Raw genomic sequence first — 21,709 nt, 5'->3', positions numbered from 1 at the left:
GACCCCCGGACCCGCTCGAGGTTCCCGTGCCCCGGTAGACTTCCGCGGGCTCCGCGCCGCACGCGAGGCCGTCTGTCAGCCGTGAAGGGGAGTTCCGAGTGCCTAGCCCTGCCCCGGACCTCTCGGTGGTGATCCCCTCTTACCAGAGCGAGCCCTACCTTCCTTCGACGCTCGCGGCCTGCGCCGCTGCGCTGGCCAGGACCTCGTGGCGCGCCGAGGTCGTCGTCGTGGACGACGGGTCGACGGACGGCACGGACTCGCTCGTCCGGGAGCTGGCTGGCTCGTTCCCGGTGCCGCTCCACCTCGTCCGCCAGTCCAACAAGGGTCGGTTCCTGGCCCGGTGGGCAGGAATGCAGGAGGCGACCGGCCGCCTGGTCCTGCTGCTCGACAGCCGGGTGCTTCTCGACAGAGACGCGCTGGTCACCGTGGAGACGGCGATGGCGGCCGACCCGGCCCTGACCGTCTGGAACGGCCATGCTGTGACGGATCCGCAGGCGCCGCTCGTCGGGCACTTCTGGGAGGTCCCGGTGCACGTCTTCTGGGGCGGTTGGCTCGGCAACCCCAGGCCGGTCAGCTTCGGGATCCAGGACTACAACCGGTACCCGAAGGGCACCGGTGTGTTCCTCGCGCCGCGCGAGGTGCTCATCGAGGCGTGCCGTGAGGCATGGCCGACCGGGGACGCCGCCCTCGCGAGCGACGACACCAAGGTGATCCGCGGCATCGCGGCCAGCACGCCGATCCATCTCGACCCAGGCTTTCGCGCGGTGTACCGGCCGCGGACCTCGACGAGTGCGTTCGTGCGGCACAGCCTCGGCCGCGGAACGTTCTTGGTGGACAGCTTCGGCGGGGTCTCCGTGGGATGGTCCGCAGCGCTGGTCGGTCTCGGCGTCGCCCCGCTGGTGGCCCTGGCCCTTCTCTGGTGGCTGGCTGCAGCGGGAGCTTGGGCCGTGATCGGATGGCTCGCCGTGGCGGGGCTCCTGGCCGTGCTCGCGCCAGCGGCGGTGGCTGCCGCACACGGCTGCTCCCGTCGTGGTGTCGCTGCGTACGTCGCCTACCTCCCGGTGTTCGTCCTGCCGTACTGGCTGGGTCTGCTGCGCGGACTGCTGGTGCACCGTGGCGCGCTCGTGGTCGGAGCGGGGACGGTGGCTCGATGATCGTCTTCTGCTACGGGACGACGGCAGAGGCCATCAAGCTCGCACCCGTGATGCGCCGGCTGGAGCAGCGCGGCGTCCCGTTCCAGCAGTGGGTCACCCTCCAGCAGGCCGATACCGTCCTGGACGCCCTGCCCGGCCTCGGCGTGCCCGACCCCGACCACGTGCTCGCGGTGGGCCGGGGCGGGCGACCCCTGCGCGGGCCGCTCGACGTGGTCGCGTGGCTCGGCCAGATCGGCCGGTGGGCGTTGCGGAACCGTCGGACCCTTCGGGGTCGGCGCGGGCAGGACGTCGTGGTGGTCCACGGCGACACGATGACGAGTGTCGTCGGCGCCCTGCTGGCGCGTTCCATGCGGATGGACAGCGCCCATGTGGAGGCCGGTCTGCGCTCCGGCAGCTGGCGGCACCCGTTCCCCGAAGAGCTGGACCGCCGCATCGTCGGCCGGCTCGCGACCGTCCACTACGCGCCGACCGAGGTGGCGGCTGGGCACCTGGCGGGTCGCGACGTCGTGATGACCGGGGGCAACACCGTGATCGACGCCGTGCGTGACCGCGTCCGCGGCGCTGTGGACGCGGGCACGGGGGAGAGGTACGGCGTCGTGCTGCTGCACCGCTTCGAGTTCCTCGGCAACGGGTCGCTCGTCCGGCAGACGCTCCAGACGATCGTCGCCGAGAGCCGGTCCCCGGTGGTGATGGTGGTCGACGACCTCGCGCGACACTCGCTCGGGACCGTGCTGCCGACACTGCCGCCTGACCGTGTGCGCGTCGTGGACAAGATGCCGCACGCCAGCTTCACGCAGCTGATCGCCGGAGCCGACTTCATCGTGACGGACAGCGGCGGGGTGCAGGAGGAGGCCGCCATGCTGGGCGTGCCGACCCTCGTCCATCGTCGAGCGACCGAGCGCGGCGAGGGCCTCGGCGCCAACGTCCTGCTGTCGGGCTGGGACATGGGGGTGCTGCGAGAGTTCCTCGGCGACGTCGACGTGCTCCGCACGGCCCCGCAGGACGACGGCGTCTCGCCGTCGCAGATCGTCGTGGAAGACCTGGTGAGGCGGGGTTATGGGGACTGAGTCGACAGCCGTCAGCGTGGTGGTGCCCGCCTACCAGGAGGAGGCGAGCATCGTACCGGCGCTCACCCGGCTGCTCGGCGTGCTCGACCACGCGGGCCGGGAGTTCGAGGTGGTCGTCGTCTGCGACGGGTGCACCGACCGCACGGCAGAGCTGGCGAGGGGCATCGGACGTCCCGAGGTGCGCGTCGTGGAGTATCAGCCGAACCAGGGCAAGGGCCACGCCCTGCAGACCGGCTTCGCCGCCGGTACCCATCCCCTCGTCGCGTTCCTCGACGGCGACATGGACCTCAATCCCGTGGTGCTTCCTGGCTACCTCGACCGGATCGAGGCCGGCGAGGCGGACATGGTCGTCGGCTCCAAGGTCCATCCGGAGTCACAGGTCGCCTACCCGCTGACCCGGCGCGTCGCGAGTCGAGCATTCCGGCTGGCCACGCGGCTCGTGATCGGCCTGAACCTGGGTGACACGCAGACCGGCATCAAGGCGATGCGGCGGGACGCCGTCGCCGAAGCGCTGGCGCACTGCTCCTCCCGTGGCTTCGCCTTCGATCTCGAGCTGCTCGCACGCCTGGTCGACCACGACGTGCGGGTCGTCGAGGCGCCGGTCGTGCTCGAGTACGAGTTCACCTCGACCATGGGTCCGGGTGCGGCGCTGGAGGCGCTGCGCGACCTGGTGGTCGTCGCCCGACGCCGTCACGTGCTGGGTCAGCACCACCACCGGGATGTCGCGTGAACGAGCGACGTGCCATGCGCCTGGGCTACCTGCGGCGGCACGCGGCACCGTTGGCGACGGTCGGCGCGGTGAGCGTCGTCGGCATCCTCGCCTCCACGCTGTTCCAGGCGCTGACCGGCCGAGGTCTGGGCCCTGCCGCGTTCGGGCTGCTCGCCGCCTTCCTGTCCATCGTCAACATCGCCGCAATCGGTGCCTCGGCGCTGCAGAACTCCGTCGCTGTGGCGACCGCGCGGACGCTGAGCGGTGCACCGGACGCAACCGCTGCACCTCGGCGGTGGGACGGCGCGATGGTGGAGGGTGTCGCTCTCGGCGGCGGGGGCGCGCTCGTGGTCGCCGCGTTGGCCGGTCCGCTGAGCGGCCGGCTGGGCACCAGTGTGATGGCGGTCCTGCTCGCGGCCGCCACGGTGCTCCCGAGCTTCCTGTTCTCCGTCGCTCAGGGCAGGCTGCAAGGTGCCGGGCGCGCGACCGCGGTGGCGGGCTGGTCCACGGGCTCGCAGGTGCTACGGCTCGTGCTGGCCGGCGTCGCCCTGCTGGCAGGTCTCGGAGCCGTCTCGATCCTCGTGGCGGTGCTCCTCGCGATCGGTGCTGCAGCGCTCGCAGCCTCGGTCCAGGCCGACCGTGCCGGGTTGCGGACGTCGACGTCGGCGTTCACCAGGAACAGCGTCGTGCTCATCGGGCTGACGCTGGCCTTCGCCTGGTTGACCAACATCGACGTCATGCTGGTGCGCACCGGGGCGCCCGAGCACCCCGCCGGCATGTTCGCCGCCGCGGCCGTGCTGGCGAAGCTGATCCTGATCGTGCCGACGACGCTCTCGCTGTACCTCCTGCCGCGGTTCGTGAACCGTCGCGAGGACCACGGCGCGATGCGCTTCGGTGTGAACGTCGTCCTGCTCACCGTGCTGGGGACCGGACTGCTCGGAGCCGGCGCGCTCGCGGTCCTCGGCGGCTTCGTCATCCGCCTGTTCTTCGGCTCGGGCTACGCCGATGCCGTGGGCCTCCTGCCCGCGCTCGCGCTGGCGTACGTGCCATGGGCGCTCTCGCAGGGCCTCCTCATCCGCCTGACGGCGTCGCGTTCCAGGCGCGCTCTCGTCGTGCTGCTCGCGGCGTCGGTGGCGCAGTGGGTGCTCGCTCGGCAGGTGCTGCCGGACCTGCGGGCGATGACCCTCGTCATCGGGGTCCTCGGCGCGATCGTCGCGGGCGTCTTCTACCTGCTCCATCACTTCAGCCGCGCTCAGTCGCCCGCGGCTCCGACCGCTCCGGAGTCAGTCGCATGAGGCTCGTCCGTACCGCGGGCTGGTGGGCCCTCGGCACCTTCCTGATCGCCTTGGCGCTGCTGCCGGTCGCCCGGGTCCCGATCCTCGGCGACGACCTGCAGGCGTACTTCGAGACCTACGCGCTGGCACACGGCAGCGCGTGGCAGGCACTGACCTTCGGCTGGGGCCAGGGGATGAAGGCCGGGCACTTCAACCCGGTGGGGCAGGCCATCGGCGCGCTGTACCACTTCGGTGCGTTCGCGTTCTCGTCGGCCATGGGTTGGAGCCCGCAGCGATACCACATGGCGGGGGATGCCGTGGTGCTCTGGCTCACAGTCCTCGCCGCCGCCGCGACCCTCGTGTGGGGAATGCGACAGGTGGGGGGACGGTCGTCGGCGCGGCCGTCGCTCGCGCCGGCCTTCGCCCTGGTCGCCGGTGTGGTCGCCGTCTCGCTCGAGCTGCACCCGTGGACCAACGACCCCGTGAGCACGTTCGTCATGGCGGGCTGGGGCTCGGCCGCGATCGGGTTCCTCGTCCTCGGCCTCGCGCTGCGCGCCTCCGTCCCCGGGCGGCGGGGCTGGACCGACCTGGTGCTCGTCTCCGCCGTCGGCGTGATCGCCGTCCTCTACTACGAGGAGCTGACGGGCATGGTCGCCGGCGCTGCGGCGGTCTACCTCCTGTCCGGCCTGCGTGCGCGACGCCGCGGCGACGTTCGGGAGGTGCGGCGGCTGCTGCTCCTGGCGGCAGGTGGGGTGCTCCTGCCTGCGGTCGTCTTCCTTGCGGGTCGGTACCTCGCCGTGCCCGCGGACGTCAGCAACTACACCGGGACGGCGGTGGCCTTCGGGCCGGCCGGTGCGGCGACGTGGTGGGCCGCGATGGTCGGGGCGCTGCCGGGCGGTGGGCTGCCGTTCCTGCTCACCAACGCCGGCGGCGCGCCGCTGACCCTCACGTCGATCGGTCTCGGGCTCGCCATGGTGCTGGGTCTCGGCGTGCTGGCGGTGGCGTGGCGGCGCCGCTCCGTCGAGGTCGAGCCTGGTGGCCTCTCCTGGCTCCCGCTCGTCGTCGGCGTCGTCGTCGGCTGGGCGCTGACCACGGCGACGCAGGCCTTCACGCCGAAGTACATCAGCGAGATCACCACTCCGGGTCAGGTGTACCTCTACTACTCCGTGGGAATGGTGAGCGCCAGCCTGCTGGTCGCCTGGGTGATCGCGGCGCACGGTCCGCGGCTCAGCCGGCTGGCACCAGCGCTCCTCATGCTCGCCGGGGCGTTCGCGATGGTCCAGGTGCCGTTGAACTGGGAGCTCGGGGGCATCAGCGCGCGGGCCTACGAGGTGAACCACCAGCTGTCGCGGGTCGCCTCGGACGACGCCGTCCCGGCGGACGTCCGGTGCGCGGCCGTGCTCGCGTTCGCCGAGCGGCCCTGGCCGGACTACTACCGCAAGGCGATCGTCACGGACGCCATCACCGACTTCCGACTCGCGTTCGGCTCGGCGCTGTGCCCCAACCCCGACGTGAGGGCGAAGGTCGACGCGCTGGTCAAGTGATGCCGCGCGCGGCGCGTGGCGACGCCGGTCGCACGCCCTCGCGGGCCGCGCGCGTCAGGCGGGCTGGAAGGTCGACTCGACCGCGAGAGGACCCTGGCTGCGCCCGTCGCCCTGCACCTGGAGACTCGTCGCCTCGAGGACGCGGTGGATCTCGTGCCCGTCCGTCCCCACCAGGTCGGCGCGGACCGTGTAGAGGCCCTCGCCGAGGTTGAGGTCGGGCAGCCGGAAGTCGAACGTGGCGGGCCCCTCCAACGGTGGCGTGTCGACCCCGAGGAGCTGGGTGTTGGTGCCGAAGACGGTGGTCCCCATGGCGGTCTGGACGCCGACGCCGAGCACCCAGTCGCTGAGCGACCGCTCGGGCTCCACACCGACCCGCACCCGGATCGAGTCCCGGGAGCGAATGGTGGAGACCGGCTCCCCGGAGTTGTCGTCGACGACGGCGGCCCACGCGATGCGCGCTGCGGGCGGTGCCGGAGCCGAGGCTGCCGTGGCGCGGGCCTGCGCGCGCTCGATCTCGTTCTGCCGCGTGGACTCGAAGTCCGCACGCAGCACCCGTAGCGCCTGCTGCGGCTCACCGTCGGCGACAACGCGTCCGTGCTCCAGCACGAGGGCACGATCGCAGAGGTCTGCGACCTGGTCGAGGGAGTGCGTCACCAGGACGATCGTCCGACCCTCGTGCTGGAAGCCGCGGATGCGCTCCATGCACTTGCGTTGGAACGGCTCGTCGCCCACGGCGAGGACCTCGTCGACCAGCAGGATGTCCGGGTCGACGTGGACGGCGACGGAGAAGGCCAGCCGCACGTACATGCCGGACGAGTAGAACTTGACCTGCGTGTCGATGAACGGCTCGATGCCGGAGAAGTCGACGATGGCGTCGAAGTACCGGTCGGTCTGCGCCCGCGAGATGCCGAGGATGGACGCGTTGAGGTAGACGTTCTCGCGGCCCGTCAGATCGGGGTGGAAGCCCGCGCCGAGCTCGAGGAGAGCGGCGAGGCGCCCTCGCAGCTGGACCGAGCCGGTGTTGGGCTGGATGATCCCGCCGATCAGCTTCAGAAGCGTCGACTTGCCGGAGCCGTTGGGACCGATCAGGCCGACGGTGCTCCCGGAACCGATCGTGACGTTGACGTCCCGGAGGGCCCAGAAGTCGTCCTTGTGGAGGTTCGACCGGCCGAAGTTGACCAGCCGTTCCTTGAGGGACTTCTCCTTGCGGATGACGAACCGCTTGGAGACGTCGCTGATCTCGATGACGGGTGTGGACATCACAGCTCCTGCGCGAAGTTGCTCTGCAGCCGCGCGAAGACCCGCTGACAGATCCACAGGGCCAGGACGGACACGGCAAGTGCCACTGCGAGCATCTTGCCGAGGTTGGCGGGGTAGGGCTCGTCCGACCCGGCCACCCACAACGACTTCTGGAAGCCCAGCACCACGAGCGTCATCGGGTTGGACAGGTAGAGGTCCAGCAGCACTCCCTTGATGTGGGCGCCGACGAACTTCCACGCGTAGAGGATCGGCGAGGCCCACATCAGGATCATGATGAGGATCTCGATCAGGTACTGGACGTCCCGCAGGTACACGTTGACCGCCGCGAGCAGCAGGCCGACCGCGGTGGACCACACGACCAGCACCGCGAGCGCGAGGAAGAAGTACCCCCAGCGCGGTCCGGTCGGGAACTCGTCCATGAGCACAGTGGCGCCGAGCAGGATCACCATCTGGATCGCGAAGTTGAACAGAGCCGCGCCCACGACGCTGAGCGGGTAGACCTCACGGGGGACGTAGACCTTCTTGACCAGGCCCGAGTTCGCCACGATCGACCCGGTGCCGCCGACGACGATGTCGCTGAACAGCTGCCAGGCGGTCAGGCCGGAGAAGATGAAGATCGCGAAGCCGGGGATGCCTCCCGGGCGTCCGGGCACCTGCTCCGCGCCGAGGAACTTCCCGATCGCGATGTAGTAGACGAGCAGCATCGCCAGTGGCTTCGCCAGGCTCCAGAAGAACCCGAGGACGCTGTCCTTGTAGCGGGCCTTGAGCTCACGCCGGATCAGCAGGTCCAGGAGCTCCCGGTGCGCATTGAGGTCGACCACGGAGCGCCATGTGCCGGTGACGAAACCGGGGCGGGGCCCGGCAGGCCGCATCGGCTCCGCCGCGAGCCTTTCCGCGCGCGACTGGCTCTCGATGGTCATCGGCTCCCACACGTCCGTCCTGTCGGCCCCGCCGACGACTGCCCCCACACAGTACCTGTCCCGACGGCTCGCCGATCAGGGCGGGGGCGTTCTCAAGGTCGGCCCCCGATGCGACGATGGAGAGTACACGCCGTTCCCGAGAGGATCTCGATGTCCGCCAGGTACGTCCTCGCCCGACCCGTCGTCGCTCTCGCGGCGGCGACGCTGCTCGTGGCGAGTGCCGTGAGTTCCGCCCAGGCCACGTCGACCACCGTGCTCCCGACGGTGACCAGCCCCATCGGCACCTATGGCTTCACCGGGCACGGCTACGGGCACGGCCGGGGCATGGGCCAGTACGGCGCGCTCGGCTACGCGCTGAACTACGGCTGGGGCTACCAGGACATCGTCGGCCACTACTACGGCGGCACGGCACTGACCGCGACTGGTCAGAACCCCCTGATCACCGTCGACCTGTCCCGCTTCGACGGCAGGACCACCGTCGTCCAGGGCTACGGCCTGTCGGTGAACGGCGTCGCCGTCCCGGCCGATCCGTCCACCGGTTACGCCTACCTCCAGGTCTCGTTCGACTCGTCCGGGAACTACACGGCGGCCAGCGCCAGCAGCTGCTCGCCGGCCAGCTGGACGCCGTTCGCCAGCGGCAGCGGCGGCAGCGCGGTGATCAGCACGCCGGACCAGACGAGCCCGCACCTGGTCCGCACCTGCGAGAGCGGCGTCTCCTACGGGTACCGCGGGGTGCTCGTCGCGGCGGGTGGCGCAGGCGGTCCTCGGACCTACAACGTCCTCGGCGTGGAGGACTACGTCCGCGGGGTCGTCCCGCGCGAGTCGCCTGCGTCGTGGGGTGACCTCGGCGGTGGCAAGGGCATGCAGGCGCTCATGGCGCAGGCGGTGGCCGCACGCAGCTACGCGCTGGCGGGGACGACGCCGGGCTCCGCGCCCGGAGTCATCTGCGACACGACGTCGTGCCAGGTGTTCATGGGGACGACCCGAGCATCGGTGGACGGACCCAGCTCGGTGGTGGCGGGCAACCTCACGATCATCGAGGACCCTCGCTCGGAGGTCGCCGTCGCGAACACCTCCGGCCAGGTGATGATGGCGGGCGGCCGCATCGCCCGGACCGAGTTCAGCTCCTCGACCGGCGGCTGGACGGTTCCCGGCACCTTCCCGGCGGTCGAGGACCTCGGCGACGCGGTCTCCTCCAACCCGTACCACAACTGGTCCACGAGCATCAGCGCGACCGACATCGCCGCGCGGCTGGGCATCTCCGGCGTCAGCGCGATCAACGTGACCCAGCGCAACGGGCTCGGTGACCTCGGCGGACGGGTGCTGCAGGTGCAGGTGGTGGACGGCAGCGGTGCCAGCCACCTGTACAGCGGCACGGGCTTCCGCAACGCGATGGGGACGAGCACCTTCAGGTCGGACTGGTTTGCGGTGACCGGGGTGACCCCTGGTCAGGCACAGGCCGTGGTGCAGGCGCTCTACCAGGACGTTCTCGGCCGGGCACCGGACCCGACAGGCCTCGCCGGCTGGACGGCCACGGTGCAGTCCACCGGCAACGGCCAGGCGGTGGCCAACGGGATCGTCTACTCCAAGGAGCGGCTGGTGACGCTCGTGAGCGCCCAGTACCGCGCGGCGCTCGGTCGTGAGCCGGAGACGGACGGTCTGAACAACTGGGTGGGGTACCTGGAGCGGGGTGCCGGGGTCTCTGACCTGCAGATCGGCATCTACGCGTCGCAGGAGTCGCTCAACGTGCTGGGCGGCGGGGACACGGCAACCTGGGTCAGCGCGATGTACGCCTCGATCCTCGGTCGCCCCGCGGCACCGTCCGAGGCGGCCCAGTGGACGCAGGTCGCGCTCACGCAGGGTCGGGTGCGCACAGTGACGGGCATCGCCAAGTCGAGCGAGGCGGGCCTGCACCGGCTCGACGCCTACTACGTCCAGTACCTCGGCCGCCACCTCGACCCGACCGGAGCCTCGACCTGGCTGCCCTACATGAACGGCGCCGGCGACTTCCAGGTGCCGGGCTTCATCGGCGGCAGCATCGAGTACTGGAACCGCGCGCAGGTGCGCTACCCGTCCTGACAGGAGGGGGCCTGACCGTACGGGGAGAGGCTCTGGACCTGCCCGCTCGGGGCGGTCCAGGGCCTCACCTGTTGGTCGCGACCAGGTAGTCCCAGGTCTCGGCGGCGTACTGGTCCCACGTCCGGCTCGTGCGGCCCCGCGCCTGCACCGTGAGCTCGTGGTGCAGCACGTCGTCGGTCAGCAGAGCCCGCATCGCGGCCGCCAGGGCGGCGTCGTCGCGCGGGTCCACAGTGAGCGCACCGCCGCCCTCCGCGATCTCGAGCATGCTGCCGAAGCTCGACGTGACCACCGGTGTCCCGCTGGCCAGGGACTCCGCCACAGGAAGCCCGAACCCTTCGTTGAGGGACGGGAAGACCGTGCACCGTGCGAGCGCGTAGAGCGCCCAGAGCAGCCGGTCGGAGATCCCCAGCACCGACTCCACGGGCCGACCGGCGGCGGCGAGCTCTGCGAGCCGTCGGGAGAACCCCTCGCTCTTCCACGCGTTGCCGCCGACGAAGACCAGGGAGAACTCGACCCCGTCGCGCCAGAGCCGCTCGGCGGCGTGCAGCACGGCCAGGTGGTTCTTGCGGGGCTCGTGGCTGCCGACGCACAGCACCATGGGGAGCGTCGGCACGCAGTAGCGCGCACCCGCCTCCGCGAGCGCCTCCGGATCGGGGGCGACCGCCTCGACGGCCAGGGCGACCTCGCGGATCTCGGGTCCGGGCAGCCCCATGCTGCGGACCATCGTGCGCCAGCCCTCGTACTCGCACGCCGCCGCAGCCGAGATCGTGGCGATCCGGTCGGCGTGCCGCAGCGCGGCGAGCTCCAGCGCGAACCGGGGCGGGACGTCGTCCGCGGCCGTCTCGCCCGAGGTGATCGGTACGGTGTCGAACCCGATCGCCGCTCCACGGGAGCGCGAGAACCGCAGGAGCGCCTCCATGCGGCGGGTCCGCCCCTCTTCCAGCACCACCTCGGGCAGGAGGTACGTGCTCTGCCACGGGACGAGGACGCGCCGCTCCCGTGTCGGGTGGGGGACGGACGACCGCGACTTCGCAGGGGCGCCGCCCAGGGCGCGGGCGAGCTCGGCCGGCGTCAGGGGACGCATGGCTCGGTGGTCGAGGTGCCAACCGGCGGCATGCACCTCGTGCTCTGCGGTCCAGCGTCGCAACGTCTCGCGGGTGACCCGCTGGATCCCGGTCCCGAGCGACGTCCGGGCCAGGTGCTCGATGTCCACGACCGGGCCGCTCACCACCTCGACGATCGCGGCTCGGTCCTCGGGCCGCTCCAGCTCGGCAGCGGCGGCGAGCACGGCCGAGGGCCCGTCGAACCGAGCGGTGCGGCGCGTCGCCACCACCTGCTGGGCGGTCGGCAGCACGCCGGACAGGACTGCCAGGGCGAGCCAGACGACGTCGTCCCGCGGGCTGGTCAGATGGGACTCGACCACCGCCGGCGCCTCGTCCGCCTCCACCCGGCGGCCCTCCAGGGTGCTGGCGAGGAGGGCCATCCGGGCCGGCGCGGCACCGGCGGTGCGAGCCCGCCGGAGTGTCCGGGTGAGGATCGTCATCGTTCTGCTCCCTCGTCGACGAGCGCGTCCCACAGCTCGGCCGCGTAGCTCGCCCACGACTTCGGCGTGTACTGGCGCGCCTCTGCGCGCAGCCGTTCGAGCAGGTCCGGTTCGGTGAGCACCCGGCGCAGTGCCGACTCCAGGGCCACGTCGTCACGGGGGTCCACCAGCAGGCAGCCGCCCGCCGCGGAGGCGATCTCCTGCGTCGAGCCGTAGTCGGTGGTGATCACCGGGGTGCCGCAGGACAGCGACTCAGCCACCGGGAGGCCGAAGCCCTCGTGCAGCGACGGGAAGACGGTGACCGTCGCGGAGGCCGTCAGCGACCACATCTCCTCGTCCGGCAGGACGCCGTGGTCAACCAGCGGGCGGCCTTCCCGCAGCAGCCGCTCGACCGTCGCGTCGTACGCCCTGACGTCCCAGCCCGGGCCGCCGACGAAGTGGAGCTCGAAGTCGAGGCCGTCGCGCCAGAGCGCCTCGGCCACGTGCAGCACCGCCAGGTGGTTCTTGTGCGGTTCGTGGCTGCCGAGGCACAGCACCACGGGACGACCGTCGGTGGCGGTCGACGGCCGACCGATCACCTCGGTGGCGAGGCTGACCTCGACGACGTCCGGCCCGGGGATCCCCTGCGCCGCGAGCGCGGAGGCGAAACCCTGGAACTCCGCGGCGGACGAGACGCTGATGGCCGCGATCCGACGGGCGTGCTTGAGCATGCTGAGGTACCTGACGAACGTGGTGGCGTCCGCGAGCGGCCGCATGTCGATGCTGGTGACCGGGATCGCGTCGTACCCGATCGCGACGACGGCGTTGCCCGACGACTCCGCCAGCGCGGAGAGCGGCACCGCACCGGCCGACGGCGGCACCTCGGCGAGCACCAGCGTGCAGTGCCACGGCACGCAGAGGCGAGCCGTGGCGGTCGGCTCGGCAGCGGCGCCGGTCCACGGCTCGCCGTGCCGGAGCACCCGGTGCGCCTCCCGCTCCGTGAGCCGACGGTGGCCGGCGTGCTCGTCCGTCCAGGCGACGAGCACGATCGGGTGCACCTGCGACCACAGCGAGCTGACCCGACGGGTCACCCGCTGGATCCCCGTCTGCTTGTCGTTGCGCGCCGAGAAGTCGGCCTCGACGACCACGGCGTCGCGCACGACGTCCATCTCCATCGGCTGGAGCGCCCGGCTCCCGGTGACGTCGCGCGCGTGCTCCAGCAGGAGCAGCTCGACGTCGGTGCGGTCGGCCGCGAAGTCGATCGCACGGCGCGCCCACGCCTGGTCCTGCGGTGTGGGGTAGGCGCCGACCACGGCCGTCAGCACCAGCCAGAGGTCGGCCGCACCCGCGGTGCGCACGTGGCGTGCCAGCAGCGGCAGCAGCTGCGCAGCGTCGCGAGCCGCGTCCGGGTCGGGGGTGGGGACAGCCGGCAGGAGCACCTCGGCGGCGGAGCGCAGCCGCTGCGCGAGGCAGGAGAGGCGCTGCTGCTCGGCCGCCGCGTCCGTGAGGGAGCGGTCGGTCGTACGAGAGAAGGGCACGCGATCAGCCCCGCGTACGAGCGCGGACGGAGCGCAGCGGTGCAGTCACCCGCCACGAGATGGTCGCCCTCATCGCGGCCAGCTCGGCGCGGAGGCGGTCGGCCTCCTCGGTGGACGGCGGCGTCTCTCGGCGCGCCCAGCCCTCGAGCGCGAGCGCGCGCCAGCGGAGCACCTCGTCGAGCAGCTCGCGGCGCTCCTCGCGCGCGTCGCGCGCCACCCTCGTGTCGTAGGCGTCGTGCGGGCACGCGGGGTACGAGAGGGCCGGCGCCAGCTCGGCGTGCTCCGCCGCCACGTAGAAGCGGGAGAGCCCGTCGAACAGGCACAGCCGGTAGTCGGCGGCGAGCACCGTCTCCTCCCACGCCATGTGGCTCGGCTCGGGGCTCAACGGGTTGGTGGCCTCGACGACGAGCACCCACGGACGCCAGCGCCGCAGGTCGAGGCTGTGGAGGACGGAGCGCTCGGCACCCTCGACGTCGATGAGGAGGAAGTGGATGGGGTCCTCGGGCGCCAGGTGCTCGGCGAGGACGTCGTCCAGACGACGGGCCGCGACCTCGATGTCGCGGTGGCTCCAGCCGTTCTCCTGGTGCGAGTCGCTCACGGCGTCGACGAGGGTCGACAGCCCCGTTCCGGGGATCTCGTGCAGCGTGATCGTCGCGGCGTCGGAGTCCGTGATGGCCGCCTCCACCAGGGTGTCGCGGGGCCGCTCCTCGCGGTGCAGCGCCGCGAACACGGGCACCGGCTCGACGGTGATGCCGGACCAGCCGGCGTCGTAGAAGGCCTTGGTCACCGACATCTCGGTCGGGTGGTTGGCCCCGACCTCGACGTAGCGACCGGCCGTGACGTGCTGCAGCGCCCGCCAGAGCACCACGTCCTCGCCGTTCTGGGCATAGGAGAGGAAGACCGTGTCAGGCACCGGACGAGCATAGGGGACCTGCTCCGCAGCGCTCGTCGGGCGGACGGCGGGGGGCCCGTCGACGGACGGGGGCGAGGCACCCGCACGATAGGGTGCGACGTGACTGCCGACCGTCGGATCAGAGGAACCATGCCCCGCGCACTCATCACCGGAATCACCGGCCAGGACGGCCTCTACCTGTCCGAGCTCCTGCTGTCGAAGGGGTACGAGGTCTACGGGCTCATCCGTGGCCAGAACAACCCCAAGCGCGAGCTCGTGGAGCAGACCGTCCCGGGTGTGAAGCTGCTCACCGGTGACCTGATGGACTTCTCCTCCCTGCTGCGGGCGCTCGAGACGGCCCAGCCGGACGAGGTCTACAACCTCGGTGCGATCTCCTTCGTCGCCTACTCGTGGGAGAACGCGCACCTCACGGCGGACGTGACGGGCAAGGGTGTGCTCAACATCCTCGAGGCGGTGCGGCTCTACGCGCACGACGACGTGTCGAAGGTCCGCTTCTACCAGGCGTCGAGCTCGGAGATGTTCGGCAAGGTCCAGGAGGTCCCGCAGCGCGAGACCACGCTGCTGTGGCCGCGCTCGCCGTATGGCGTCGCCAAGGTGTTCGGCCACTACATGACGATCAACTACCGCGAGTCGTACGGCATGCACGCCTCCAGCGGCATCCTGTTCAACCACGAGTCGCCGCGCCGCGGCCCGGAGTTCGTCACCCGCAAGATCTCGATGGCCGTCGCGCGGATCAAGCTCGGTCTGCAGGACTACGTCACGCTCGGCAACCTCGACGCCAAGCGTGACTGGGGCTACGCCGGCGACTACGTCGAGGCGATGTGGCGCATGCTGCAGCAGCCGGAGGGGGACGAGTACGTCGTCGCCACGGGGGAGACCCACTCGATCCGCGACTTCCTGGACCGGGCCTTCGCGCACGTCGGCATCGAGGACTGGGCGCCGTACGTCAAGCAGGACCCGCGGTTCATGCGTCCGGCCGAGGTCGAGCTGCTGATCGGCGACCCGACCAAGGCGCACGAGAAGCTCGGGTGGGAGCGCAAGGTCGACTTCCCGCAGCTCGTCGCGATGATGGTCGACAACGACCTGGAGGAGCAGCGGGGGCTGATGGCTGGATGAGCGCCCGTCGCGCCCTGGTCACCGGCATCACCGGGCAGGACGGCGGCTACCTCGCCGAGCTGTTGCTCGCCGACGGCGTCGAGGTGCACGGACTGGTGCACCACGAGGACGCGCTCGCGGCCGAGTTCGCCCGGACCCACCCCGAGGCCGTCCTCCACCCCGGCGACCTCGCCGACCACGCGGGCCTGCGCGCCCTGGTCGAGGAGGTGGAGCCGGACGAGGTGTACAACCTCGCGGGCGTGAGCTCGGTGGCGTTCTCGTGGGAGCACCCCGTGACCACGGCCGAGCTGACCGGCGTCGCGGCCGCCGTCATGCTCCAGGGCGCCCTGGCGGTGCAGGAGCGGAGCGGCCGGCGGGTGTCCTTCGTCCAGGCCTCGAGCTCGGAGATCTTCGGCGAGGCGTCGACGTTCCCGCAGGACGAGACGACACCGGTGCGACCGGTGTCGCCCTACGGCGCCGCCAAGGCGTTCGCGCACCACATGGTGACGGTGTACCGGGGCAAGGGCCTGCACGCGACCAGCTGCATCCTGTTCAACCACGAGTCACCCCGCCGGCCGCCGACGTTCGTGACGCGCAAGATCACTGCCGCGGCGGCGCGGATCGGGCGTGACGGGCACGGCACCATCCAGCTCGGCAACCTCGACGCCCGCCGCGACTGGGGCTGGGCGCCCGACTACGTCGACGCGATGGTCCGGGCGGCCCGGCACGCCACCGCGGAGGACTTCGTCATCGCGACGGGGGAGACCCACACGGTGGCGGAGTTCGCCGAGACCGCACTGCGGCGGGCGGGCGTCGGGGACGACTGGCGGCGGCACGTGGAGGTGGACCCGGAGCTCCTACGGCCGGTGGACACGCCCCTGATGGTGGGCGACGCCGGGAAGGTCCGGCGCGAGCTGGGATGGCAGCCGACGGTCGGGTTCGCCGAGCTGGTGGCGCAGATGGTCGACCACGACGTCGAGCTGCTGCAGGACCGCTGATGTCCGAGCCCGTCGTCAGGCCCGGCGTCGTGTCGGTGATCCTGGTGAACTACCACGGCGCCGAGGACACCATCACGTGCCTGCGCGAGCTGCAGCGGCTCGACTGGCCCGCGGACCGGATCGAGCTGCTGGTGGTGGACAACGACTCCGGTACGGGGGAGTCGGACCGGATCCGGGCGGCCGTCCCCGCGGCGACGGTGATCGATGCCGGGTCCAACACCGGCTTCGCCGGCGGGTGCAACCTCGGGGTCGCGCACGCCACGGGTGAGTACGTCGCGTTCCTCAACAACGATGCGCGCCCGGACCCGCAGTGGGTCTCGGCTGCGGTACGGGCGTTCGAGGAGGACCCGACGATCGGGTCCGTCGCCTCCAAGGTGCTCGACTGGGAGGGCACGCTGATCGACTACGTCGACGGCTCGCTGACCTGGTTCGGCATGGGGTACAAGCGCGAGGTCGAGAAGCCGGACACCGGCGAGTGGGACGTCCCCAAGGACGTGCTGTTCGGTACCGGCGCCGCGATGTTCGTGCGTGCCGAGCTCTACCGCGAGGTGGGCGGGTTCGACGAGCGCTTCTTCATGTTCTACGAGGACGTGGACCTCGGCTGGCGGCTGAACCTGCTGGGCCACCGCGTCCGGTACGTGCCGGGGTCGGTGGCGTACCACAAGCACCACGTGACGATGAAGAAGTTCGGCAACTTCCGCGAGAGCTACCTGCTCGAGCGCAACGCGCTGCTGTCGATGGTGAAGAACTACGACGACGAGACCCTGGCCCGCACGCTGCCTGCCGCGCTCGCGCTGGCCGTGCGGCGCTCGATCGCGCGGACCGGCGTGGACGCGTCGGCGCTGGACCTGCAGCGCTCGCCAGGCGGGGACGACGTCGGGACCATCGAGGTCCCCAAGATGGCGCTGACCGGCCCGTACGCCATCGACTACCTGGTCGACCAGCTCCCGGGGCTGATGGCGACGCGCCGCGACCTGCAGGCGCGCCGGCGGCGCAGCGACCGCGAGCTCTTCCCGCTGTTCCGGGAGTCGCTGGAGCCGGCGTACGGCATGCCGAGCTACCTGGCGGCGCACGACGCGCTGGTCGAGGCGTTCGGCATCGGCGAGCACCTCGCCGCTCGGCACCGCATCCTGGTGGTGACCGGCGAGCCGCTCGGGGACCGGATGGCCGGCCCGGCGATCCGCGCCTGGGAGATCGCCACGGCGCTCGCCGGCGAGCACGACGTGCGGCTCGTCTCCACAGCCGGAGCCCACCGGAGCAGCAGCACGTTCTCCGTCGAGTACGCCGCCGGCACCGGCCTGCGCGAGCCGACGGACTGGGCGGACGTCGTGATCTTCCAGGGCTTCCTGCTGGAGACCGCGCCGTGGCTCAAGGACAGCAGCAAGGTGATCGTCGCGGACGTGTACGACCCGATGCACCTGGAGCAGCTCGAGCAGGCCAAGGACCTGGGCCCGGAGGGCCGGCGCAACGCCCTCGCGGTGACCACCCACGCACTGAACGAGCAGCTGCGCCGTGCGGACTTCCTCATGTGCGCCTCGCCCAAGCAGCGGGACTTCTGGCTCGGCCAGCTGGCCGGTCAGGGGCGCGTCAACCCCGCGGTGTACGACGAGGACGCGTCGCTGGACAACCTGATCGCGGTGGTGCCGTTCGGAATCGGCGACCAGGCGCCCGTGCAGCGCCGCCACGCGATCAAGGGCGCCGTGCCCGGCATCGGGCCCGACGACAAGGTGATCGTCTGGGGCGGCGGGATCTACAACTGGTTCGACCCGCTGACGCTCGTTCGGGCGGTCGACCGGCTGAAGGACCGCCACGACGAGGTGCGGCTCTTCTTCCTCGGCACCAAGCACCCGAACCCGGGGGTGCCGGACATGCGCATCGCCTGGGAGACGCGCCAGCTGGCGGACCGGCTGGGCCTCACCGGCCGGCACGTCTTCTTCAACGACGGCTGGGTCCCGTACGACGAGCGGGCGGACTACCTGCTCGACGCGGACCTCGGGGTCTCGACCCACTTCGCGCACGTGGAGACGGCTTACAGCTTCCGCACGCGCATCCTCGACTACCTGTGGGCCGGCCTGCCGATCGTCGCCACGGACGGCGACACGTTCGGGGAGCTGATCCGGGAGCGAGGGCTGGGCCGAGCGGTCCCTGAGCAGGACGTCGAGGCGCTCGAGGCGGCGCTCGAGGAGATGCTGTTCGACGAGCACGCCGGCTCGGCGGCCGCAGCAGCGGTCCGGGCGGTGGCCGGTGAGTTCGTGTGGTCGCGCGCCCTGGAGCCGCTGGTCGCGTTCTGCCGGTTCCCACGACGCGCGGCCGACCTCGCCGTACCCGGAGCACCCCAGCAGCCGTCCCGCTCACGCCGGCGCATCGGGCCCAAGCCGTCGGTCCGCTCGGACCTGGCGCTCGCACGCGGCTACCTGCGGGCGGGCGGTGTCCGTGAGGTCACCCGGCGAGCGGGTGGGCGCGTGCGGCGCCTGCTGCGCGGGCAGTGAGCGCGCGCCGCGTCGAGTGGGCGAACGCCCTGCGCGGTGTCGCAGCGGCCTCGGTTCTCCTGTTCCACTTCGGCGTGGTGTTCTGGGTACGCCAGGACGTGGCGGCGTCGCTCGCCCGGCGTCCGGCGCTGTACGCCGCAGACACGGGCGCCCCGCTGCTCCCACGGCTCGTCGAGCGCTCGGGAGTCGACCTCGGGGGCTTCGGTGTGGCCCTGTTCTTCCTGCTCAGCGGGTTCGTGATCGCCATCAGCCTGGAGCGCTACAGCCGTCGTGGCTTCATCGTCGGCCGGCTGCTGAGGGTGTTGCCGACGTACGCCGCCGGGTTCGCGGTGACGGTGCTGGTGGTGCGGTTGATGGGTGATCCCGCCCATGAGCTGTCCGTGGCCGGCGTGCTCGCGGGCATGGTCCCCGGACTGGCCCTCGCGACAGGAGTGCAGGCGCCGGGCGACGGCATCGTATGGACCTTGATCATCGAGCTGGTGTTCTACGGGATCTGTCTGATCGCCTACCGGCGCCTGGCGCGGGGTTGGGTCGCGCCCGCGGCGGTGGCCGTCGGCTGCGTGCTCGTCCAGCTGCTGGTCCCCGCGCCCCACGTCATCGCCGGCTCGGCCGCGGGCGGCGCCACCTACATCCTGCTGCTGGCGCTGCCCTTCCTTCCGGTGATGCTGATCGGCGCAGTGCTGTCCGGGGCGCGCCGCGCCGCCGTCGGCCGTGGCGTCGCATGGCTGGTGGTCGTCCTTCTCGCGGCCACGCACCTGCTGCTGCTGAGCACCTCGCACGTCCTGCCGACCACCGTGGGATACCGGCTCACGTTCCTCGGGGCGATCGGTCTGTTCTGCGCCCTCGTCGTCCTCGGCGACACCTGGCGACCCAACCGCACCCTGGGGCGCCTCGCCGACGTGAGCTACCCGCTCTACGTGGTCCACCCGGTGCTCGGCTACGCCCTCATCTCGGTGCTCGTGCACCACGGCACTCCCGCAGGGCTGGCCGTGCTCGCGGCGACCGTCGTCGTGCTCGGCGCGGCATGGCTGCTGCACGTCACGGTCGAGGTGCCCACGCACCGGCTCGGCCGCCGATGGGCGCGGCGCCTCAGCGCGACCCCCGACGCCCCGGTCCGATCACCGGAGCTCGTCGCGGAAGGCATCGAGGGCGGCACGAGCTGACCGTCGTGCCGCGCGCACCAGCGAGCGCCTCGACCGCGATCGCCGAGAAACCTCCAGCTCGACCAAGCGCGCGGAGATCCGCCGTCCGGCGACCTCGGCGTTGTGCAGCGTGGCGATGTCCTGGGCAGCGCGGGCGCCCCGAGCGGCGGCGACGTCCGGGGAGTCGACCACGAGACGCATGAACGCCGCCGCTGCATCCAGGTCCGGGTCGGCCCAGACGGCTCCCTGCGGGTACGGCGGCGCGTCGGCCGGGATGGCGACGGGCGACCAGGGCACCAGGAAGCTGTTCTCCTCGGTCATGAACTGCAGGTTGCCGGAGTAGGCGGTGGCGATGACCGGCTTCCCCCAGGCCATCGCCTCGGCCATCGTGAGGCCCAGACCCTCGCTGCGATGCAGGGACACGTAGCAGTCGCACCGCGCGACGAGGGCGTCACGCGCGTCCGCGTCGAGGTAGTCCTCGAGCAGCAGGACGTCCGGACGGGACGCCGCACGGAGGCGGAGGCGCTCCGCATCCGCGACGCGCTTGTCGGCGTTGATGGACTTGATCACCAGCACCGGGCCCTCGTCCGGCTCGAAGGCCCGCTCGAAGGCGTCGACCAGGCCCACCGGGTTCTTGCGTTCGGCCGTCGACAGGTAGTCGAAGGAGAACAGGAACACCGGGCGGTCGGGCAGGCCGAGGTCCGCCTTGGTCAGCCGCGGCTCCGGCCCGCGCTGCGGCAGAGGTGGGGTCAGCGTCCTGACGGGCACCGGCGAGTGCGGCGCGATGGCGCGGTGGACGAAGTCGGTGGCCACCCAGACCTCGTCGACGGCTGCGAAACCGCCGTGCTGGGAGACGGGGAACTCCTCGACCTCCCAGTACCACATGCCGACGCGATAGCTGCGCCGCACCAGCTCGGGGACGGTCGCGGCCACAGCCGGCGTGAGGTCCGCGTTCACGCAGAACAACGTGGTGTCGTAGACGGGCCCGTCCGGGACGACCGGCGCTGCTGCGTGGCGGCTGGCCAGGTGCAGGTCGATCGGTCGCTCCGCGTGCGGCACGCCCGCGGCGGCGAGGGCGTCGACCATGCGCCGCGCCGACTCCCCGATGCCGAGCTCCGCTGTCAGGTAGCCGACCACGGTGACGCCGGGTGCGCGGTGCAGGGCCGGAGCCGGGCGACGGAGCTCGGGGGTGCGTCGGAGCGCCTCGTCGACGATCTCGGCGGGATAGCCCTCTGCTGCGGCGTGGGTGGCGACCCAGTCCAGGTAGGCGGCCGTGTCGGCACCGGGCACGCGGGGAAACGCATCCTGAAGGTCTGGCCGTGTGGCGAGAATCGCGTCGAGGTAGCGCGGGGGACGGCCAGGCTCTGCGGTCTCCGTGAGCCAGCTCCGCAGCGCGTCGACGTCCCCGGCGTCGTATGGGTCAGGGACAGCGGTGGACGCTTCGGAGGCCAGTGCACCGCGGTACAGCTGCCGAAGCGGTTCGTCGAGTGGGAGCTCCAGGCTTGTCACGGACATGTCCCAGTCCGGTCCTCGCGAGCCGAGTTGGGCCTCGTCAGCGCGAACCCGCGCGGCTACGTCGGCGACGAAGGCGGCAAACGCAGGATGCCGACTCAGGAGTGCGGTCGGCGTGTGCGCGCGCGCGTCGTACAGCCAGGGGCGTTCCGCGTCGAGTCCAGACAAATCGACCGCGTCTACCTCCCTACCGTCAACAATTAGCGTTCCATCGTCCGTCACAACGACCAATCGCGCCTGGGAAAGCACGCGGCCGTCGAGAACGGTCCAGTCGTTCTGTGCGCTGAGTCTGTGCAGGAGCATTCCGGGTCTGAGCTCGCGAGACGCCGGGCCCGATGCGCCGAGGCTCAGGGCGCGCCGGACGTGGTCCACGATCACTGATTGAAGCTCCAGGCTGTCACTCCCAGCGCACTGGAGATGGACCATGCGCGGCGAGAGGCCTACGGCGCCGGGACTCGACAGCTCCTCCCGAGCGACTGGGACGTAGGAACCA

The 21,709-nt window shown here is 71.6% G+C and carries 16 protein-coding genes; 10 read left to right on the top strand and 6 right to left on the bottom strand.

Going from position 1 to position 21,709, the window contains the following annotated elements; translation table 11 throughout:
• The first annotated feature begins 98 nt into the window (after positions 1-98).
• The 5 genes from N0B34_RS00980 to N0B34_RS00960 are packed head-to-tail and all read left to right on the top strand — an operon-like array spanning position 99 to position 5,748.
• Positions 99-1,154 carry a glycosyltransferase family 2 protein gene (locus N0B34_RS00980; protein WP_263729314.1) on the top strand — a complete coding sequence of 352 codons (1,056 nt, stop codon included), beginning with the start codon at positions 99-101 and terminating at the stop codon, positions 1,152-1,154.
• Positions 1,151-2,221, top strand: a complete 1,071-nt coding sequence (locus N0B34_RS00975) for a UDP-N-acetylglucosamine 2-epimerase (protein WP_263729313.1) — start codon at positions 1,151-1,153, stop codon at positions 2,219-2,221. The genes N0B34_RS00980 and N0B34_RS00975 overlap by 4 nt, the downstream gene beginning before the upstream one ends.
• Positions 2,211-2,951, top strand: a complete 741-nt coding sequence (locus tag N0B34_RS00970; protein ID WP_263729312.1) for a glycosyltransferase family 2 protein — start codon at positions 2,211-2,213, stop codon at positions 2,949-2,951. The genes N0B34_RS00975 and N0B34_RS00970 overlap by 11 nt, the downstream gene beginning before the upstream one ends.
• Complete coding sequence (locus N0B34_RS00965; RefSeq protein WP_263729311.1) at positions 2,948-4,225, top strand: lipopolysaccharide biosynthesis protein; 1,278 nt, start codon at positions 2,948-2,950, stop codon at positions 4,223-4,225. The genes N0B34_RS00970 and N0B34_RS00965 overlap by 4 nt, the downstream gene beginning before the upstream one ends.
• Positions 4,222-5,748, top strand: a complete 1,527-nt coding sequence (locus tag N0B34_RS00960; RefSeq protein ID WP_263729310.1) for a hypothetical protein — start codon at positions 4,222-4,224, stop codon at positions 5,746-5,748. Before N0B34_RS00965 ends, N0B34_RS00960 begins: the two co-directional genes overlap by 4 nt.
• Before the next feature lie 54 nt (positions 5,749-5,802).
• On the opposite strand, the gene N0B34_RS00955 is transcribed toward N0B34_RS00960, so the two are convergent.
• Together N0B34_RS00955 and N0B34_RS00950 are read right to left on the bottom strand one after the other, a co-directional pair.
• Entirely contained in the window at positions 5,803-7,008 is a 1,206-nt protein-coding gene (locus tag N0B34_RS00955) for an ABC transporter ATP-binding protein (RefSeq protein ID WP_263729309.1), read from the bottom strand.
• Positions 7,008-7,928, bottom strand: a complete 921-nt coding sequence (locus N0B34_RS00950) for an ABC transporter permease (RefSeq protein ID WP_263729308.1) — start codon at positions 7,926-7,928, stop codon at positions 7,008-7,010. Before N0B34_RS00950 ends, N0B34_RS00955 begins: the two co-directional genes overlap by 1 nt.
• A 150-nt stretch (positions 7,929-8,078) precedes the next feature.
• Between N0B34_RS00950 and N0B34_RS00945 the strand changes: the two genes are divergently transcribed.
• Complete coding sequence (locus N0B34_RS00945) at positions 8,079-10,007, top strand: DUF4214 domain-containing protein (protein WP_263729307.1); 1,929 nt, start codon at positions 8,079-8,081, stop codon at positions 10,005-10,007.
• Between the two features lie 64 nt (positions 10,008-10,071).
• Here the strand turns inward: N0B34_RS00945 and N0B34_RS00940 are convergent, their stop codons facing one another.
• The 3 genes from N0B34_RS00940 to N0B34_RS00930 are packed head-to-tail and all read right to left on the bottom strand — an operon-like array spanning position 10,072 to position 13,980.
• Entirely contained in the window at positions 10,072-11,550 is a 1,479-nt protein-coding gene (locus tag N0B34_RS00940; RefSeq protein ID WP_263729306.1) for a glycosyltransferase family 4 protein, read from the bottom strand.
• Positions 11,547-13,067, bottom strand: coding sequence for a glycosyltransferase family 4 protein (locus N0B34_RS00935; protein WP_263729305.1), 1,521 nt, complete (start codon positions 13,065-13,067; stop codon positions 11,547-11,549). The genes N0B34_RS00940 and N0B34_RS00935 overlap by 4 nt, the downstream gene beginning before the upstream one ends.
• 4 nt (positions 13,068-13,071) lie before the next feature.
• Positions 13,072-13,980 (bottom strand): FkbM family methyltransferase, encoded by a 909-nt coding sequence (locus tag N0B34_RS00930; protein ID WP_263729304.1) that lies wholly within the window; start codon positions 13,978-13,980, stop codon positions 13,072-13,074.
• 129 nt (positions 13,981-14,109) lie between these two features.
• Between N0B34_RS00930 and N0B34_RS00925 the strand changes: the two genes are divergently transcribed.
• The 4 genes from N0B34_RS00925 to N0B34_RS00910 are packed head-to-tail and all read left to right on the top strand — an operon-like array spanning position 14,110 to position 19,725.
• Positions 14,110-15,096 carry a GDP-mannose 4,6-dehydratase gene (locus N0B34_RS00925; protein WP_263729303.1) on the top strand — a complete coding sequence of 329 codons (987 nt, stop codon included), beginning with the start codon at positions 14,110-14,112 and terminating at the stop codon, positions 15,094-15,096.
• Positions 15,093-16,073, top strand: a complete 981-nt coding sequence (locus N0B34_RS00920) for a GDP-mannose 4,6-dehydratase (RefSeq protein WP_263729301.1) — start codon at positions 15,093-15,095, stop codon at positions 16,071-16,073. The genes N0B34_RS00925 and N0B34_RS00920 overlap by 4 nt, the downstream gene beginning before the upstream one ends.
• Positions 16,073-18,562 (top strand): glycosyltransferase, encoded by a 2,490-nt coding sequence (locus N0B34_RS00915; protein ID WP_263729300.1) that lies wholly within the window; start codon positions 16,073-16,075, stop codon positions 18,560-18,562. The genes N0B34_RS00920 and N0B34_RS00915 overlap by 1 nt, the downstream gene beginning before the upstream one ends.
• The gene (locus N0B34_RS00910; RefSeq protein WP_263729298.1) at positions 18,559-19,725 is read left to right on the top strand and encodes an acyltransferase family protein; all 1,167 of its coding nucleotides are present in this window, start codon (positions 18,559-18,561) and stop codon (positions 19,723-19,725) included. The genes N0B34_RS00915 and N0B34_RS00910 overlap by 4 nt, the downstream gene beginning before the upstream one ends.
• Here the strand turns inward: N0B34_RS00910 and N0B34_RS00905 are convergent.
• Positions 19,681-20,994 (bottom strand): glycosyltransferase, encoded by a 1,314-nt coding sequence (locus N0B34_RS00905; RefSeq protein ID WP_263729297.1) that lies wholly within the window; start codon positions 20,992-20,994, stop codon positions 19,681-19,683. The genes N0B34_RS00910 and N0B34_RS00905 overlap by 45 nt on opposite strands.
• Positions 20,995-21,709 lie beyond the last annotated feature (715 nt).

Source organism: Cellulomonas sp. SG140, assembly GCF_025770785.1.
Classification (GTDB): domain Bacteria; phylum Actinomycetota; class Actinomycetes; order Actinomycetales; family Cellulomonadaceae; genus Cellulomonas.
The sequence above is the reverse complement of the archived record's forward strand: the minus strand, read 5'-3'. Positions and strand labels throughout refer to the sequence as shown.